The organism is Kitasatospora sp. MBT63 (genome assembly GCF_000710465.2).
In the GTDB taxonomy this organism is placed as follows: Bacteria; Actinomycetota; Actinomycetes; order Streptomycetales; family Streptomycetaceae; genus Kitasatospora.
Map to the genome: position 1 here is coordinate 1 of NZ_JAIZ01000179.1, position 16,286 is coordinate 16,286.

Annotated in this window: 13 protein-coding genes; 7 read left to right on the forward strand and 6 right to left on the reverse strand. The window is 73.4% G+C overall.

What is annotated here, in order from left to right; translation table 11 throughout:
- Positions 1 to 892, reverse strand: an 892-nt coding sequence (locus tag AA75_RS12365; RefSeq protein WP_368666557.1) for an RNA polymerase sigma factor, incomplete at its 3' end; no start/stop codon positions are given.
- Positions 893 to 1,148: 256 nt separating this feature from the next.
- Here AA75_RS12365 and radA point away from each other — a divergent pair.
- Both radA and disA read left to right on the forward strand, forming a co-directional pair.
- Complete coding sequence (gene radA, locus AA75_RS12370; RefSeq protein ID WP_033819985.1) at positions 1,149 to 2,741, forward strand: DNA repair protein RadA; 1,593 nt, start codon at positions 1,149 to 1,151, stop codon at positions 2,739 to 2,741.
- Between the two features lie 277 nt (positions 2,742 to 3,018).
- Positions 3,019 to 4,077, forward strand: a complete 1,059-nt coding sequence (gene disA / locus AA75_RS12375) for a DNA integrity scanning diadenylate cyclase DisA (RefSeq protein ID WP_033819993.1) — start codon at positions 3,019 to 3,021, stop codon at positions 4,075 to 4,077.
- A gap of 96 nt (positions 4,078 to 4,173) precedes the next feature.
- On the opposite strand, the gene AA75_RS12380 is transcribed toward disA, so the two are convergent.
- Entirely contained in the window at positions 4,174 to 4,803 is a 630-nt protein-coding gene (locus AA75_RS12380; RefSeq protein WP_158515487.1) for a transcriptional regulator, read from the reverse strand.
- Positions 4,804 to 4,940: 137 nt separating this feature from the next.
- On the opposite strand from AA75_RS12380, the gene AA75_RS12385 reads away from it, so the two are divergent.
- Complete coding sequence (locus AA75_RS12385; RefSeq protein ID WP_199520314.1) at positions 4,941 to 6,512, forward strand: MFS transporter; 1,572 nt, start codon at positions 4,941 to 4,943, stop codon at positions 6,510 to 6,512.
- A gap of 134 nt (positions 6,513 to 6,646) precedes the next feature.
- Here AA75_RS12385 and AA75_RS12390 read toward each other — a convergent pair whose 3' ends face one another.
- On the reverse strand, positions 6,647 to 7,585 hold the full coding sequence (locus AA75_RS12390) for a helix-turn-helix transcriptional regulator (RefSeq protein ID WP_033819986.1): 939 nt from the start codon (positions 7,583 to 7,585) through the stop codon (positions 6,647 to 6,649).
- A gap of 334 nt (positions 7,586 to 7,919) precedes the next feature.
- Between AA75_RS12390 and AA75_RS12395 the strand changes: the two genes are divergently transcribed.
- Positions 7,920 to 8,828, forward strand: a complete 909-nt coding sequence (locus AA75_RS12395; protein WP_033819987.1) for an NADP-dependent oxidoreductase — start codon at positions 7,920 to 7,922, stop codon at positions 8,826 to 8,828.
- 117 nt (positions 8,829 to 8,945) lie between these two features.
- Here AA75_RS12395 and AA75_RS49220 read toward each other — a convergent pair whose 3' ends face one another.
- On the reverse strand, positions 8,946 to 9,863 hold the full coding sequence (locus AA75_RS49220) for a hypothetical protein (protein WP_033819988.1): 918 nt from the start codon (positions 9,861 to 9,863) through the stop codon (positions 8,946 to 8,948).
- Positions 9,864 to 10,167: 304 nt separating this feature from the next.
- Here AA75_RS49220 and AA75_RS51835 point away from each other — a divergent pair, with 304 nt between their 5' ends.
- Both AA75_RS51835 and AA75_RS12410 read left to right on the forward strand, forming a co-directional pair.
- The gene (locus AA75_RS51835) at positions 10,168 to 10,938 is read left to right on the forward strand and encodes a rhomboid family intramembrane serine protease (protein WP_033819989.1); all 771 of its coding nucleotides are present in this window, start codon (positions 10,168 to 10,170) and stop codon (positions 10,936 to 10,938) included.
- A gap of 131 nt (positions 10,939 to 11,069) precedes the next feature.
- Positions 11,070 to 11,966, forward strand: a complete 897-nt coding sequence (locus tag AA75_RS12410; protein ID WP_033819990.1) for an A/G-specific adenine glycosylase — start codon at positions 11,070 to 11,072, stop codon at positions 11,964 to 11,966.
- A 258-nt stretch (positions 11,967 to 12,224) separates the two neighbouring features.
- Here the strand turns inward: AA75_RS12410 and AA75_RS12415 are convergent, their stop codons facing one another.
- Entirely contained in the window at positions 12,225 to 13,844 is a 1,620-nt protein-coding gene (locus AA75_RS12415) for an MDR family MFS transporter (RefSeq protein WP_033819991.1), read from the reverse strand.
- Positions 13,845 to 14,061: 217 nt separating this feature from the next.
- On the opposite strand from AA75_RS12415, the gene AA75_RS53680 reads away from it, so the two are divergent.
- On the forward strand, positions 14,062 to 14,703 hold the full coding sequence (locus AA75_RS53680; RefSeq protein ID WP_051812197.1) for a TetR/AcrR family transcriptional regulator: 642 nt from the start codon (positions 14,062 to 14,064) through the stop codon (positions 14,701 to 14,703).
- Positions 14,704 to 14,767: 64 nt separating this feature from the next.
- Here AA75_RS53680 and AA75_RS49225 read toward each other — a convergent pair whose 3' ends face one another.
- Positions 14,768 to 15,763 carry a M23 family metallopeptidase gene (locus AA75_RS49225; protein ID WP_051812198.1) on the reverse strand — a complete coding sequence of 332 codons (996 nt, stop codon included), beginning with the start codon at positions 15,761 to 15,763 and terminating at the stop codon, positions 14,768 to 14,770.
- Positions 15,764 to 16,286: the final 523 nt, after the last annotated feature.

The window sequence follows — 16,286 nt, forward strand, 5'->3', positions numbered from 1 at the left end:
TTCCCCCGCCGCGCCCGCCCGTACGCGCTCCCGCTCCCGCGCCCTGCCTGGCACCGCCGCGGACCGGTGCCGTCGCCCGCCGCCCGGCTGCCGCGCCCGCCAGGAACGCGGCCCCCGCGGCCCCGTCCGGCAGCTGCGCCGCCGTGCCGCCCAGCCGTACCGGCACCGGCGCGGTCAGCAGGGGCAGGCCCGGCAGTCCGGCCAGCCCGGTACCCAGCTCCCCGGCCACCCGTTCGGCGGTACCCCGGCAGGTCGGGCAGTCCACCACGTGCTGCACCAGCTCCCGGCGCAGCGCGGGACCCAGCACCCAGCCGCGCCAGCTCTCCGCCCCGACCCCGCCGAGCCTGGCCAGCACCGGACAGCTGCCCACGCCGAGCACCAGCAGCGCCGTCCTGGTCCTGCCCACCTCGGCACCGGCCGTGGCCAGCAGGTCCGCCACGGCCGGGCCGGACCGTCCGAGCACCGCCGCCACCTCCTCGGGGGAGAGCCGGTGCCGGACCGCCAGCTCCAGGGCCTCGCGCTGCTCCGGTTCGGTGCCGGCCGCCTCGGGCCAGGCGAGTGAGGCCAGTTCCCGGCGCCGCCGGTCGGCCAGTTCGGTGCCGGGGGGCTCGGCGGGCGAGCCGGAACCGCGTTCCAGCTGCTCCAGGCAGCAGTGCCGGGCCAGCGCGTACAGCCAGGCCCGCCCGAGGCCGGGGTCGGCCAGCCGGCCGCCGTGCCGCAGCGCGAGGTCCCGGACCTCGGCGACGGCGGCGAGTGCGGCGTCGTGGTCGCACAGGACGGACAGGCAGTAGGTGAAAAGCCCGTCGACACAGCGCCCGTAGGCCCGCAGGGTGGGGGAGCTGCCGGCTGCCGGGGAACCGGCGGAGGTGGGGGAGGCAAACCTGGTGGTCACGTTCCGACGGTAGAGAGAGCGGCCGGGCCGGCCCCCGGAATCCCGGCGCTTGTACTTCTTTCGGGTAACAGGATCGCCGTGTACGGGACACCGGCCGGCCCGATCCTGACGGCTGTCGTGCCCACGCCGCACCTCGCGGCCGGCGCCCGGCCCGCCCCGGCGCCGGGACGGTGGGGCGCCGGGGCCGCGGGCGGCGCGGGAGGGCGGGCCCGCGGTCCGGGCCGGACTGTCGTACCCACCCGCTACGGTTGGCCGCATGGCTGCCCGCACCAAGACCACCGCCAAGCCCCGCCCGGCGTACCGCTGCACCGAGTGCGGCAACCAGCTCCCGAAATGGGTCGGCCGGTGCCCCGAGTGCAACGCCTGGGGCACCGTCGAGGAGTACGGCGCCGTCCCGATCCGGACCACCGCCGCCGGACCGGTCAGCTCCCCCGCCAAGCCGATCGGGCAGATCGACGGCCAGGTCGCCACCGCCAGGACCACCGGGGTGCCCGAGCTGGACCGGGTGCTCGGCGGCGGCATCGTCCCCGGCGCGGTGGTGCTGCTCGCGGGCGAGCCCGGTGTCGGCAAGTCGACACTCCTGCTGGACGTCGCCGCCAAGGCCGCCAGCGACCGGCACCGCACCCTGTACGTCACCGGCGAGGAGTCGGCCGGGCAGGTCCGGCTCCGGGCCGACCGGATCAACGCGCTCTCCGACCACCTCTACCTGGCCGCCGAGTCCGACCTGGGCGCGGTGCTCGGGCACATCGAAGCCGTCAACCCCGGGCTGCTGATCCTCGACTCGGTGCAGACCATCGCCTCCGCCGAACTCGACGGTGCCCCCGGCGGCCCGGCCCAGGTCCGCGAGGTGGCGGGCGCGCTGATCCGGGCGTCCAAGGAGCGCGGCATGGCGACGCTGCTGGTCGGCCACGTCACCAAGGACGGCCAGATCGCCGGCCCCCGCCTGCTGGAGCACCTGGTCGACGTGGTGCTCAGCTTCGAGGGCGACCGGCACGCCCGGCTGCGCATCATCCGCGGCGTCAAGAACCGCTACGGCGCCACCGACGAGGTCGGCTGCTTCGAGCTGCACGACGAGGGGATCGAGGGGCTGGCCGACCCGTCCGGCCTGTTCCTGACCAGGCGTGACAAGCCGGTGCCCGGCACCTGCCTGACCGTCACCCTGGAGGGCCGGCGCCCGCTGGTCGCCGAGGTGCAGGCCCTGATGGTGGACTCCCAGATCCCCTCGCCCAGGCGGACCACCTCCGGACTGGAGTCGCCCCGGATCGCGATGATCCTCGCCGTCGTCGAGCGGCACGGCGGCGTCAAGCTCGGCAAGCAGGACATCTACACGGCGACGGTCGGCGGGGTGAAGCTCAGCGAGCCCTCCGCCGACCTGGCCATCGCGCTCGCGGTCGCCAGCTCCTCGTCCGACACCCCGCTGCCGAGCAACCTGGTCGCGATCGGCGAGGTCGGCCTGGCCGGTGAGGTCCGCCGGGTCACCGGGGTGCAGCGGCGGCTGGCGGAGGCTCACCGGCTCGGCTTCACCCACGCGCTCGTCCCGCCGGACCCGGGCAAGGTGCCGCCGGGGATGACGGTGGTCGAGGTCGCGGACATCGGCGAGGCCCTGCGTGCCATCCCGGGCCGCCGCCGGGGACCGGCCAAGCCGCGTACCGAGGACGCCAAGGCGCCCGTCGGCGCGACGGCCACCGGGGCCGCGCGGACCGCCGCCGGAGGCTCCCGCACGGCTGCCGGGGCCGCCCGGACGGGCCGTCCGGCGGGGGCCGCGGCCGGGGTGGCGGCGGTCGTTCCGGCCTATCCGGAGGAGCTGATGGAGGGCTGGGAGCCGGTCGACTCCGACGAACTGCGCTGACTCATGCCCCGTTAATGCCGCACGCAGTTAGACTTTGCCCTGTCTAATTGGCAATAAGTGCAGTACTGCGCCTATTTCCGGAATCGACGAGCGGTGACGAGCGGTACGGCGGGCCCGAGAGCGCGCGGTACGGCGAGCCGTGCAGACAGACCAGCGAAGACCGAGCGAAGACCAAGCGACAGACCGTCGGGCGCCGTGCCACACGGTCCGGGGCGGCCGGAGGAGTCACGTGGCAGGCAGCGACCGGGCGGACAAGTCCTCCCGCGAGGAGACCCTGCTGCGGGCCTCCCTCAGCGCGATCGCGCCGGGCACGGCGCTGCGGGACGGCCTGGAGCGGGTCCTGCGCGCCAACACCGGCGGACTGGTGGTGCTCGGCTTCGACAAGAGCGTCGAAGCCCTGAGCACCGGCGGGTTCGTGCTCGACGTCGAGTTCACCGCCACCCGCCTGCGCGAGCTGTGCAAGCTCGACGGCGCGGTGATCCTCGACAAGGACAGCACCAAGATCGTCCGGGCCGGGGTCCACCTGATGCCGGACGCCAACATCCCCACCGACGAGACCGGCACCCGCCACCGCACCGCCGAACGCGTAAACCGCCAGACCGGCTACCCGGTGGTCGCCGTCTCGCACTCGATGCGGCTGATCGCGATGTACGTCAACGGCAGCCGCCGCGTGCTGGAGGACTCCACCACCGTCCTGTCCCGCGCCAACCAGGCGCTGGCCACGCTGGAGCGCTACAAGCTGCGCCTCGACGAGGTGGCCGGCACGCTCTCCGCGCTGGAGATCGAGGACCTGGTGACCGTGCGGGACGTCTCCGCGGTGGTCCAGCGGCTGGAGATGGTCCGCCTGATCGCGGCCGAGATCGCCGGCTACGTGCTGGAGCTCGGCACCGACGGCCGCCTGCTCTCGCTCCAGCTGGACGAGCTGATCGCGGGCGTGGAGCCGGAGCGCGAACTGGTCGCCCGGGACTACTTCCCCGAGCGCGCCGCCAAGAAGGGCCGCACCGTCACCGAGGTGCTGGCCGACCTGGAGGCGCTCACCCACGCCGAGCTGCTCGACCTGCAGACCGTGGCCAAGGCGCTCGGGTACACCGGCACGCCGGAGTCGCTGGACTCGGCCGTCTCGCCGCGCGGGTACCGCCTGCTGGCCAAGGTGCCCCGGCTGCCCAACACGGTCATCGAGCGGCTGGTCGAGCACTTCGGCGGGCTGCAGAAGCTGCTCGCGGCCAGCATCGACGACCTGCAGACGGTGGAGGGTGTCGGCGAGACCCGGGCGCGCTCCGTACGCGAGGGGCTGTCCCGGCTCGCAGAATCGTCCATCCTCGAGCGCTACGTCTGATCCGGCGGGCCGGATGGTCGGAGCGCTGCCGGGGCTGCGGGGCAGCCAGCCGGTGGGTTCGTGGGCCGGTGGCTGTGAGTGGGGGCGCGGGGGCGCTCAGGTGGTCCGGCTGGTCGGGGTGCTGCTCCCGAGCGGGCGGGCGGCGTAGAGCAGGGTGAACAGGGTGACGTCGACGGCGTCCTCGTCCGTGCAGTCACCCTCCTGCGCCAGTTCGTCCAGGATCCCGCCGAGCTGGTTGCGCAGTCGGACCAGCCGCTCGGGGCGGATCCGCATGCCGAAGTGGCTGAACTTCGAGTACCGGGGCGTCCCGTCCGGGGCGAAGATCGGCTCCAGTTCCTGGCTGAGGTACTTGTTCTGGAAGTCGGACCGGATCATGTCCATCGCGGCGAGGAGTGCGGCGAGCGCCTCCGGACGTTCCGAGCTGCCGGAGGCGAAGACCTCGGGTGACAGGCGGAGTGAGCGCTGGGCGGTCCGGTACCGGCTCTCGACGATGCCGGAGACGAGCCGGGTCTCGGCGACCATGATCAGGTCGGCCTGCTCCAGCTGCTTGATGTGCCGGTACAGCTTGGTCGGGGTGTCGCCTAGCTCCGTGGCGATCTCCTTGACGGAGAGCGCCCCGGGGTCGCGCTTGTAGAGGGCGTTCAGGATGGCCAACCGGACCGGGTCCGCCAGAGCCTTCAGGGTCTGGACGTCCTTGACCTCGCGCTCTTTCACCTGATCAGACACGTTGTCACCTTCCCAGAACGTCAACGCTTGCGCAATCATTCTCGCATCTGCAACCATTCACGCAAGCGTGAATGGTTGCAGATTGGTGAGCATCCACGCTTGCGTGAGCATCTACGTTTGGGTGAAAGGCGGGGGCCATGAAGACGGATCAGGCGCACGGGGCAACGCCGACCGGGCCGAGGGGTGCGGGCGGGCCGCACATCGCTCCTCCGGTGCGGCCGGTTGAGCGGCCGGAGGGATCGCAACAGTCCCCACCGGGCCACTCCCGCCCCGCATCCGCATCATCCGCGTCCGCTGCAGGCCGCTCGGGGGCGCCCGCCGACCCCGCGCACGCCCCCGCCGACCAACCATCCGCCCCCACGGCCTCCGCCCTCACGACGTCCACCCTCACGACGTCCGCCGCAGCAACGCCGTCATCGACATCGCCACCGCCCGCGACCGGGACGGAGACCGAGCCCGAGTCGGAGTCGGAGTCGGAGCCCAACCCCGAGCCGACGTCCGGCGCGCTCGTACCGCTGCGCCGCAACTGGCGCTTCCAGGTGCTCTGGGGTGGTGCGGCCTCCGCGATGCTTGGTACCTGCATCGCGGACACCGCGTACCCGCTCCTCCTGCTGGCGATGACCGGGTCCGCGTCGACGGCCGGGGCCTTCGGGGCCGTCCAGTTCACCGCCTCGCTGTTGCTCGGCATCCACGGCGGCGCGGTCGCCGATCGCTACGACCGCCGCCGGATCCTGCTGGTGGCCGACTCGGCGCGGCTGCTCGCGGCGCTGAGCATCCCGGTCGCGCTCCACCTGCATCACCTGACGGTGGTGCACACCCTGCTGGTCGGTGCGGTGCTGGGGGCCACCATGGCGTACTCCGGCCCGGTCCGGATGCTGGTGCTCAGGGCGGTGGTGCCGCCGGAGCAGTTGCGGCAGGCGCTCGCACAGGACGAGTTGAGGGTCGGTGGGGCGAGCCTGCTCGGGCCGCCGCTGGCCGGCTTCCTGCTCGGACTCGGCCGGTCGGTCCCGTTCCTCGGGACCGTGGTGGCCTCGCTGCTCGCGCTGACCGCGGCGTGGAGCGTCCGCTTCGACAGCCGCCCGAAGCCCGGCGCCGCCGGGACCGCCTGGTCCGGTGGGGCACTGGACGGCCTGCGTCACCTGCTCGCCGACCAGCAGCTGCGGATGACCCTGCTGGTGCCGTTCCTGCTCAACCTGGCCGGGTCCGCGATGGTGCTGCCGGTGATGGTGCTGCTGCGCGACGGGGGGACGTCGAGCAGCGGGATCGGGTTCGCGATCGCCGGTGAGGCGGTGGGCGGCCTGCTCGGTGCGCTGCTGGTGCGGCGGCTGCACTCGCTGATGGGGCCGGGACGGTTGCTGCTCTCGGTTGCCTGGGTGTCCGTGCCGCTGTTCCTCGTCCCTGCCGTGCTGGGCGGGCCGGTGGCGGTGTTCGGGACACTCGCCGTGATGATGCTCGGGGTGCCGTCGCTGCGGGTGATGGTCGACGTGTTGATCTTCCAGCAGGTCCCCGACGAACTGCGCGGCCGGGTGATCGCGGCCACCATGACCGCCTTCATGCTCGGCATCCCGGCCGGGACCCTCGGCGCCGGTGTGCTGCTCGACCACCTCGCGCCCGGCACCACGCTGTGCCTGTTCGCCGCTCTGCTGGCCGCGGCGCTGGTGGCACCCACCTGCAGCCGCGCCCTGCGCGGGGCGCGGTGGCCGGCCTGATGGGGAACCGGGCTGCCCGGCCCGGGAACGGGGCACCAAGGCCTTGAGCCGGTGCCGCGTCAGAAAACCGTTGCTCTTCCATGACGTGACGCACCGTCCGGACCGGTTCTACGGCCGGATCGGCCGGATGTCTGTCAGGCCGTACCGGCGCCGGAATCCGCGCTCCGGGTCGGGGTGGCTGCGCTCCAACTGCCCAGTAGCCGAAGGGCGGTGTCGTCCGGGGTGCCGGCGTCGGCGGCGAGGACGACCAGGGCCTGGCCCTCGTCACCGGGCAGGGCAACGGTCTCGTAGTGCAGTTCGAACTCGCCGACCAGGCGGTGCCTGAAGCGCTTGGTGCCGTACGTCTTGTCCCGGACCTGGCGTTCGGCCCACAGTGCGGGGAACTCCTCGCATTCGGCCTCGAGTTCGGCGATCAGGGCGGCGAAGCGCGGGAGGTCCCCGAACCGGCCGGCCGAGAAGCGCAGGTAGCCGACGGTCTGCCGGGCCACCTGTTCCCACTCCGGGTACAGCTCGCGGGCCACCGGCTCGAGCAGGATGTGTCGGGCCAGGTTGAGTCGCCCACCGGGCAGGGCAGCCGGACGAGTTGGACCGGCCGGCTCGGCGGGCTCGGCCGGCTCGGCCGCGTTCAGGATGATCGCGATGGCGAGCCGGTTGGCGGCCAGTACCTCCATGTCCGGGCCCATCACGTACGCCGGGACGGCCCCCACCGCGTCGAGCAGCCTGAGCAGGCCGGGCCGGACCCGCGGTGCGACGCCGTACGGCCCGGTGCCCGGACGGGGTTGGCCGGCCGGGCGGGCCGGGGGCCGGGCGAGGTCGTGGAGGTGGGTCCGCTCGGTGCGGTCCAGCCGCAGGACCCGGGCCAGGGCGTCCAGTACGGCCTCGGACGGGTTGGCCGCCCGGCCCTGTTCCAGGCGCATGTAGTAGACGGCGCTGACCCCGGCGAGGGCGGCCACCTCTTCCCGGCGCAACCCCGGTACACGGCGCGGCCCGTACTCGGGCAGGCCGACGTCCTCCGGTGTCAGCCGGGCCCGCCGGGAGCGCAGGAACGGGCCGAGCTCGTGGGTGCTTTCCATGTCGGTCAAGTATGCGCAGGCCGGGCCTCGGATGGCAGGCCTCGGACTGTCCCTGCCAGTACCACCCACGCGCCCCGGGTGGGTGGTACTGGCAGGGGAATGGCCGGCCGTGGGGAGGAGGGCGAGGGTGGTTCCCGGTGCAGGGCCCGGCGTGGACCGTCGGCGTCGTTCGAGCGTTGCCGCAGTCGGCGGTCCGGCGGTCCGGCGGTCCGGCGGTCCGGCTCCCCGGCTCCCCGGCTCGCCGGCGGTTCGACGGTCGGCGGCCTTCACCGCCGTCCGGCCGCCCCTGGCCGGGGCGGGGTTCGAAGTGCTCTGAGGTTCAGGAGTGTTGGCGATGCGCGCAGTGGTGTTCTCCCGGTTCGGCGACGAGAGCGTGTTGGAGTCGGTCGAGTTGCCGGTGCCTCGTCCGGCGCCGGGTGAGGTGCTGGTGCAGGTCCGTGCCGCCGGGGTCAACCCGGTGGACTGGAAGGCCCGCGAGGGCTGGGTGGGCACCGGCCGACCGTTCCCGCTGGGCCTCGGCTGGGACGTGGCGGGCGTGGTGGTCGGCTCCGCGGCGCCGGAGGGCCCGGCGGTCGGCGACGAGGTGTACGGCATGCTGCCGCTCCCGTACGGCGCGGCCTACCAGGAGTTCACCACCGTCCCGGCGGCCGCGGTCGCCCCGAAGCCCGCGGCGCTGACCTTCGAGCAGGCGGCGGCCGTGCCGCTGGCCGCGCTGACCGCCTGGCAGGCGCTGGACGCGGCGGGGGTGAAGGGCGGTGAGCGGGTCCTGGTCCAGGGCGGTGCCGGCGGGGTCGGCCACTTCGCCGTTCAGCTGGCCAAGGCGCGCGGGGCCCGGGTGTTGGCCACGGCCTCCGGCCGCAACCTCGGATTCCTGCGCGATCTGGGTGTGGACGAGGCGATCGACCACACCCGCGGCGACCTCGCGACCGTCGACCCGGTCGACCTGGTGATCGACGCCGTGGGCGGGCGGGTCCAGCGGGAGTCCTGGGGGCTGTTGCGGGCCGGCGGCACGCTGATCACGCTGCCCGAGCCGCTCGACGAGGCCCACCGCAGGCCCGGCATCGACGCCCGCCGGGTGGTGGTGTCCCCGGACGGCGCGGCACTGTCCCGCATCGGCGAGCTGATCACGGCCGGGGTGGTCCGGGTGGAGGTCCAGCAGGTGCTGCCGCTCGACCGGGCGGCCGACGCGCACCGGATCAGTGCGGGCGGCCGGGTCCGCGGCAAGCTCGTCCTCACCATCTGAACGGCGGGTGCCCCGGGCGGCCGACGGCTGTCAGTGACCCCGCACCCTGCCCCGCCCCGGCCTGCCCGGCCCCGGCCTGCCCCGCCCAAGCCCCTAGGGCGGGCGCGGAACCGACCGTCAGGCGGCGTCCAGGCGGATCGAGGTGCGGGCCACCAAGGGGCCCCCGGCCGGGCCGGTCAGGTCGGCCTGGACCCGGTAGGTGTCCGGGGTGGCCGCGCCGCCGTCGGTGGAGGCGCACTGCGGCTTGCTGCGGCTGCGGTCCCAGCTGAAGGTCTCGGTCAGGCCGCTGCCCGAGGACACCTGCACCCAGGTGCTCTGACGGTCGGTCGGGCAGTCGCCGGACGACCAGAACCGCTCGCCGCTGCTGGCCGTGACGGTGATGGTCGAGGCGGCTCGGCCGAGGTCGACACGGCAGTTCGGGCCGGAGGTGTTGCGGACGGTCAGGGTGACCCGGGGCTTGTCCTTCGGCTGGTACGAGGGCTGCGCGCTGGCCAGTTCCAGGGTGATCTGCGATGCGGTGCAGACCGGCAGGGCGAGTACCTCGGCGGTGTTCACCTGCGGTCCGCCGGTGCCGCCGGCACTACCCGTACCGCCGCCGGTGCCGGCACCCGTGCCGCCCGTGCCACCTGCGCTGCCGCTCGAACCGGCTCCCGTACCCGTGCCAGTGGTGCCCGCACCGCTGGCGCCGCCCGTACCGGTGGAGTCCCCGCTGCCGGTGCCCCCGGTCAGGCTCACGTCGCCGCCGCTGCCGCCGGAGACGCTGCCGGAGCCCGTGCCACCGGCGCCGCCGGTCCCCGAACCGCCGCTGCCGCCGGGGCGGCCGGTGTTGGCGGAACCGGTCGGTGACGCACCGGGCGTGATCGACTGGGCGGGCGCCGGGTGTGCGTTGTGGGCGGGCTGCTTGCCGCCGTCCGAGCCTGACGTCAGCCAGAAGATCAGTGCGAGGACACCGATCAGTGCGGCGAAGACGACAAGTCGCCGCCGCCAGTAGATCGACGCCGGCAGCGGTCCCACGGGTTGACGCAGAGAGGGCACGGGCAAACTCTACGAGACTGTGTGCACCCGTTGACGCATCAACACTGCACCGGGGTCACTTCCTTCACATGATCCGCCATTTGCTCCGGTCGGGGGAACGGATCCGGCGGCAACGCCGGCTGCGCCCGGGCGATACGAGGTCCTGCGCGAACTCCCGGGACGGCCCTGGTGTGCGGCGCGGACGAGCATCGGGCGGGCCGGGCCGCGAAGGTCCAGGGGAACCGGCGGGGCGGCCCGCAAGGGGCGGAACCCGCTGCCGAAAGGGGGCGGACGACGCCCGGGTGCTGGTCCTATAGTCGGCCTCATGGCCACGGACCCACGCCCCGCACTCGATCCGGCCCGCATGATCGCCGAAGCGCGCCGGGCGTTCTTCGTGATGTTCGCGTTCCTGGCTCTCATCTGGCTGCTCCAGCTGGCCAACTGGGCCGACGACAACCAGCTCGCACGCGACTACGCGATCGTCCCGCGCGAGACCGACCGGCTGCCCGACATCTTCACTGCGCAGTTCCTCCACCTCAACTGGCAGCACATCGAGGCCAACTCCGGCCCGCTCTTCGTCTTCGGCTTCCTCGCCGCGTACCGGGGAGTGAAGAAGTTCCTCGGCCTGACCGTGCTGATCGTGCTGACCGGCGGTGCGATGATCTGGTTCTTCGAGCGCGATCACGTCTACACCGTCGGCGCCAGCGGGCTGGTGTACGGCTACTTCGGATACGTCGTGCTGCGCGGGGTGTTCGACCGCAACCTGATCGACAGTCTGATCGGCCTCGTGATGGGCGCCTCCTTCGCGTACCTCCTCCTCAACGCGGTGCCCGGCACCCCCGGTGTCAGCTGGCTGGGACATCTCGGCGGCCTGCTCGGCGGGTTGGCCGGCGCGTGGATCTTCCGCGACCGTGAACGTGACCGCGGCCGCCGCGCGGCCGCGGCGCCACCGGCATCACAGGCAGCCCCGACGGCCACGGCCACGGCCACCGCCACCGGTACGACGACGCCCGCCACCCGCGCCGACGCACCCGCCCAGGGCGCCCCCAGCCCCCGCGCCGCCCTGCTCAAGGAACTGGACGACCTCGGCCTCTGACCCCGGACGCGCTCGTGCGTCGGTGCCCCAGGCCCCCAGGCCCCCAGTGCCCGAGCGCCCGAGCGCCCGAGCGCCCGAGCGCGCACCGTCCGGTCCGGTGCCCCGCCCGGCCGTGGGAGGATCGAAGGGCCATGGTTGCCATCACTGCCGTCACCCCGGCCCCGCTGCTCCACACCACCGTCATCGACTGGTACGAGGCCAACGCCCGCGACCTGCCCTGGCGGACCCCGGACGCCTCACCGTGGGCCGTCATGGTCAGCGAGTTCATGCTCCAGCAGACTCCGGTCAAGCGGGTGCTCCCCGCCTACGCCGCCTGGATGGAACGCTGGCCCACCCCTGCCGACCTGGCCGCGGACGCACCCGGCGAGGCCGTCCGGATGTGGGGGCGCCTCGGCTACCCGCGCCGGGCGCTGCGCCTGCACGCCGCCGCGGTGGCGATCACCGAACAGCACGGCGGCCGGGTGCCGCAGGACCACTCCGCGCTGCTGGCCCTGCCCGGCGTCGGTGAGTACACGGCTGCCGCGGTGGCCTCCTTCGCCTTCCGGCAGCGGCACGCGGTGCTGGACACCAACGTCCGCCGGGTGTTCGCCCGCGCGGTCACCGGGGTCGAGTACCCGGCGCAGGCGACCACGGCGGCCGAACGCCGGACCGCCACCGAACTGCTGCCGCACACCGCCGAGACCGCCGCCACCTGGGCCGTCGCGGTGATGGAACTCGGCGCGCTGGTCTGCACCGCCCGCAGCCCGGAGTGCACCGAGTGCCCGTTGCTGAGGCAGTGCGCGTGGCAGCGGGCCGGCCGCCCGCCGTACGAGGGCCCGGCCCGGCGCGGGCAGACCTACGAGGGCACCGACCGGCAGGTGCGCGGCAAGCTGCTGGCCGTGCTCCGCGAGGCGCACGGCGAGGTGCCGCAGGCGCGGCTGGACGCGGTCTGGCCCGAACCGGTGCAGCGGGCCCGGGCCTTGGACGGGCTGGTCGCGGACGGGCTGGTGGAGCCGGTGGCCCCCGGCGTCTACCGGCTGCCGGTCTGACCCCTTCCGATTCCGGCCGGGCCCGACTCCCACCTGCCCGACCCCTCGCCTCGTCCGACCCCGGCCCCGGCCCCGGCCCCGGCCCCGGCCCCGGCCCCGCTCACCCGGTCACTTCCCATCACCCGCACGTCCCGCCCAACGCCCGAAGGGCCCGCCCGGAGATCCGGACGGGCCCTTCGCTTCGTCGTACTGCGGCACCCGGCGCGGTACTCAGGTGTCCGCGCGCCACGGTGCGCGGGGTACCGGCGCCGGCAGTCGTCAGACTGCCTCGAGCTGCGGTTCGGGCTTCTGCGCGGCGCCGCGCAGCGGGATCTCCCGCAGGAAGATCGCCGCGGCGACCGCGATCAGGCTGACCACGGCGCCCCAAAGGAACACGGTGTGCATGCCGTTGGAGACGGCGTGGTGCGCCAGGTCCTGGACGGCGGCGGTGGCCGTCTTCAGGCTGGTCGGGTCGAGCGCCTGCTGGCCGCTGTCCGCGGCGGCAGTGCCGCCACCCGCGCCCTGGCCACCCTGGCCGGACTGGGCGGCCTTGGCGGCCGCCTCGGTCAGGGTGTCCTTGACCCGGTTGTTGAACAGGGCGCCGAACAGGGCCACACCGAAGGAGCCGCCGATGGTGCGGAACAGGGTCGCGGAGGAGCTCGCGACGCCCATGTCCTTGAGCTCCACGCTGTTCTGGGCGACCAGCATGGTGATCTGCATCAGGAAGCCCATGCCGGCGCCGAGCACCACCATGTAGCAGGAGGAGGCGAACCGGCCGGTGTCGGTGCCGAGGGTGGAGAGCAGCAGCGAGCCACCCGCCATCACGGCCGTTCCGATGATCGGGTAGATCCGGTACTTGCCGGTCTTGGAGACGGCCTGGCCGACCACCAGCGAGACGGCGAGCATGCCGAACATCATCGGCATCAGCAGCAGGCCGGAGTTGGTCGCCGAGGCGCCCTGCACGATCTGCTGGTACAGCGGCAGGTAGGCGACCGCGCCGAACATCGCGAAGCCGACGATGAAGCCGATGATCGAGACCATCGTGAAGTTGCGGATCTTGAACAGGGCGAGCGGGATCACCGGCTCCTCGGCGCGCTGCTCGACGTAGCAGAAGCCGATCAGCGAGGCGGCGCCGAGCGCGGCGAGGCCCAGGATCTGCTTCGAGCCCCAGTCGTACTGCTGGCCGCCCCAGGTGGTGATCAGGACCATCGAGGTGATGCCCGCGGTGAGCAGCAGCGCACCGAGGTAGTCGATCTTCGCCTTGGAGCGCATCTTCGGCAGGTGCAGGGTGAGCACGATGAAAGCCAGCGCCACCGCGCCGAGCGGCAGGTTGACGTAGAACGTCCAGCGCCAGCTCAGGTGGTCGGTGAGGAATCCGCCGATCAGCGGGCCGCCGACGGTGGCGAGCGCCATGACGGCGGCGAACATGCCCTGGTACTTGCCGCGGTCACGCGGCGGGACCAGCGCACCCATGATCGACATCACGCCGACCATCAGACCGCCGGCGCCGAGGCCCTGGAGGGCGCGGAAGGCGATCAGCTGGGTCATCGAGTCGGACACGCCGCACAGCGCCGAGCCGACCAGGAAGATCACGATCGACGTGAGGAAGGTGCCCTTGCGGCCGTAGAGGTCGCCGAGCTTGCCCCAGATCGGGGTGGAGACGGCGGTCGCCAGGGTGTACGCGGTGACCACCCAGGCGAGGTGCTCCGAGCCGCCGAGCTCGCCGACGATGGTCGGCATCGCCGTACCGATGATCAGGTTGTCGAGCATCGCCAGCAGCATGGCGATCACCAGGCCGATCATCACCACGCGGATCTCGCGTGCCGACTTCGGCTCGGGCTCGGTCGCCCCCGCGGCCGGCGGTTGGTCCGCCGCGGCCTCGACCTGCTGTTGTGACATGGTGTGACTCCCGGAAACGTGGCTGGGCCGCGTCTCCCGCGGCTCACTTACTTGACGACCGGCTAGTGAATCGTCGGCTCGCACGGTAAGTTGTTCCCCAGCCGGGCGTCAAGCCAGTTTCGGCGCGAACCCCGTGGGCAGGGAGAATGCACCACGAGGCCGCCCGAACACCGGAGCGAGCCGCCCACCACCGCCGTCACGAGGCAGGCCGCCAGTCATGAGCACGACCCAGAGCCCCCGCAGCGACACCCGTGCGCGGATCCTCGACGTGGCGTTGGAGCTCTTCGCGGCACAGGGGTACGAGAAGACCTCGCTGCGGGAGATCGCGGACCGCCTCGGCGTCACCAAGGCTGCGCTGTACTACCACTTCAAGACCAAGGACGACATCGTCCGCGGCATCGTCCGGAGCATGGCGGCGCCGATCGACGAGGCCATCGCCTTCGGCGAGGGCAAGCCGTGGTCGCCGGAGCTGCGGGACGAGCTGGTGCGCCGGTTCGCCGCCGGGATGGTCGAGCGGGCGCCGCTGCTGCGGTTCTTCCACGAGAACCAGCCCGCCCTCCGGGAGTCGGAGGCCGGGCTGGAGTTCAAGGAGCGGATGGTCGCGATGATCCGGCTGGTGCACGGCCCGGACGCGACCTTCCACGACCGGCTGCGCGCCACCATGGCGCTGTTCTCGATCAACTCGACGCTGTTCCTGCTCAAGCAGGACGACGGCGAGCAGTGCGGTCCGGGCGGCTCGGGCCACCCCCGCGCCGGGACGCTGGAGGAGGCCATGGCGGCGGCCCTGGAGGTCGCCCTGGAGATCTCCGGTCGGATCGAGCCGGCCGGGCCGGTCGAGCCGACTTCGGTTCAGGGCTGACCACTGACCGCCGGCCACTGACCGCCGCTCCCCGACCACCCCTGGCCCCCGCCCGCTACGGGCCTCAGGCCCCGACGGCACCGTGCGAGCGCAGGTACTGGACCGGGTCGATCACGGCGCCGTACTTGTTGGCGGTGCGGATCTCGAAGTGCAGGTGCGGGCCGGTCGAGTTGCCGGTGTTGCCGGACAGGCCGATCTGCTGGCCCGCGGACACCTTCTGGCCGGCGTGCACGCCGAGCTTGGACATGTGGGCGTACTGGGCGAACTTGCCGTCCGCCAGCTTCAGCACGATCTCGTTGCCGTACGCGCCGTCGAGCTTGGCCGAGACGACGGTGGCGTTGCCGACCGCCAGCAGCGGGGTGCCGACCTTGACGGCGTAGTCCTCGCCGGTGTGGTACCCGGCCGCGTAGGAGTGGTTGATCTTGCCGAACGGGTTGCTGTGCGCCCCGCTCGCCACCGGGACGGACCACTCGGGAGCCGGAGCCGGAGCCGGAGCCGGAGCCGGAGCCGGAGCGGGAGCCGGTGCCGGAGCGGGCGCCGGGGCCGGGGCAGGCGCCGGGGCGGCCTCCGGGGCGGGAGCTGCAGCCGGCGCCTCGGCAGCCGGTGCCTCGGCAGCGGGGGCGGCCGGGGCGGCCTCCGGGGCCGGGGTGGCGTCGAGGTTGCTCGCCACCGCCACGGCGGCCTGGGAGGAGGCCGACTTCGGCACCTTGTAGGCGGCCGGGGCGGAGATCTGGACGACTGCGGCCGGGTCGGCCGGTGCGGCGGCCGCGGTGAACGCCGAGCTGCCCGGGGTGGTCGGGTGCACGGTCATGGCGTGCGCGGAGCCCGCCGGGATCAGCATCGCGCTGACCGCCAGTACGGCGGCGCCGCCCCACGCCACGCTCGCGCGGCGGTCCTGCATCCGGCCGAGCACCGCGCCGCCGTTCAGCCCGTTCAGGCCCTTGAGGCCGTTGAGGCCCTTGATGCCGTTCAGGGACTGGATGGCGGGGATACCGCGCTGGGCCGCGGCGGACCCGACGGCGGTGAGCAGCTTGCGGCCGGTGCGGGGGAGAGAAAGCATCGGTGACGTACCTCGCGGTCGGGGGAGCAGCACGCGGCAGGGCCGGGTCGGCCCGGCGTACCGGTGGGGACCACTCAGGTGTAACCGTCACCCTGAGCAGCCCCAAACGGTGTGACGTACTACGGCCGCTAGTGAGCGGGGCCCTCCGCCGGCTCTCCGGCGGCCCTCCGGGCGGGCGACGATCTTCGGCGCGGTCGCTGCGCCCGGGGTCCGATCGTTCCCCGGCCGGTGCGGCGGGAAGCCGCGGTCACCGGCCGGTCGCACTCCGCACGGTCTACTATCCGCCCTCGTACCGAGGTGACAGGCTGTGACCAGTACCACCGGCGGGGCCCTGCCAAACCACCCCAAATCAGAGAATCTCAGCCGATCTCGCCCGCTCCCGGGCTGCTCCCGGCCGATCTCGCCCGCTCCCGGCCGTTGCCGGCGAGGGAGGCTGCGTCACAGCGGCCCGGGCGGCGGCGGATCGGCGATGATCGGGGCATGAGCGCAGCTGCCCGCCCGCCCGGTGACGTTCCCCCGCCCA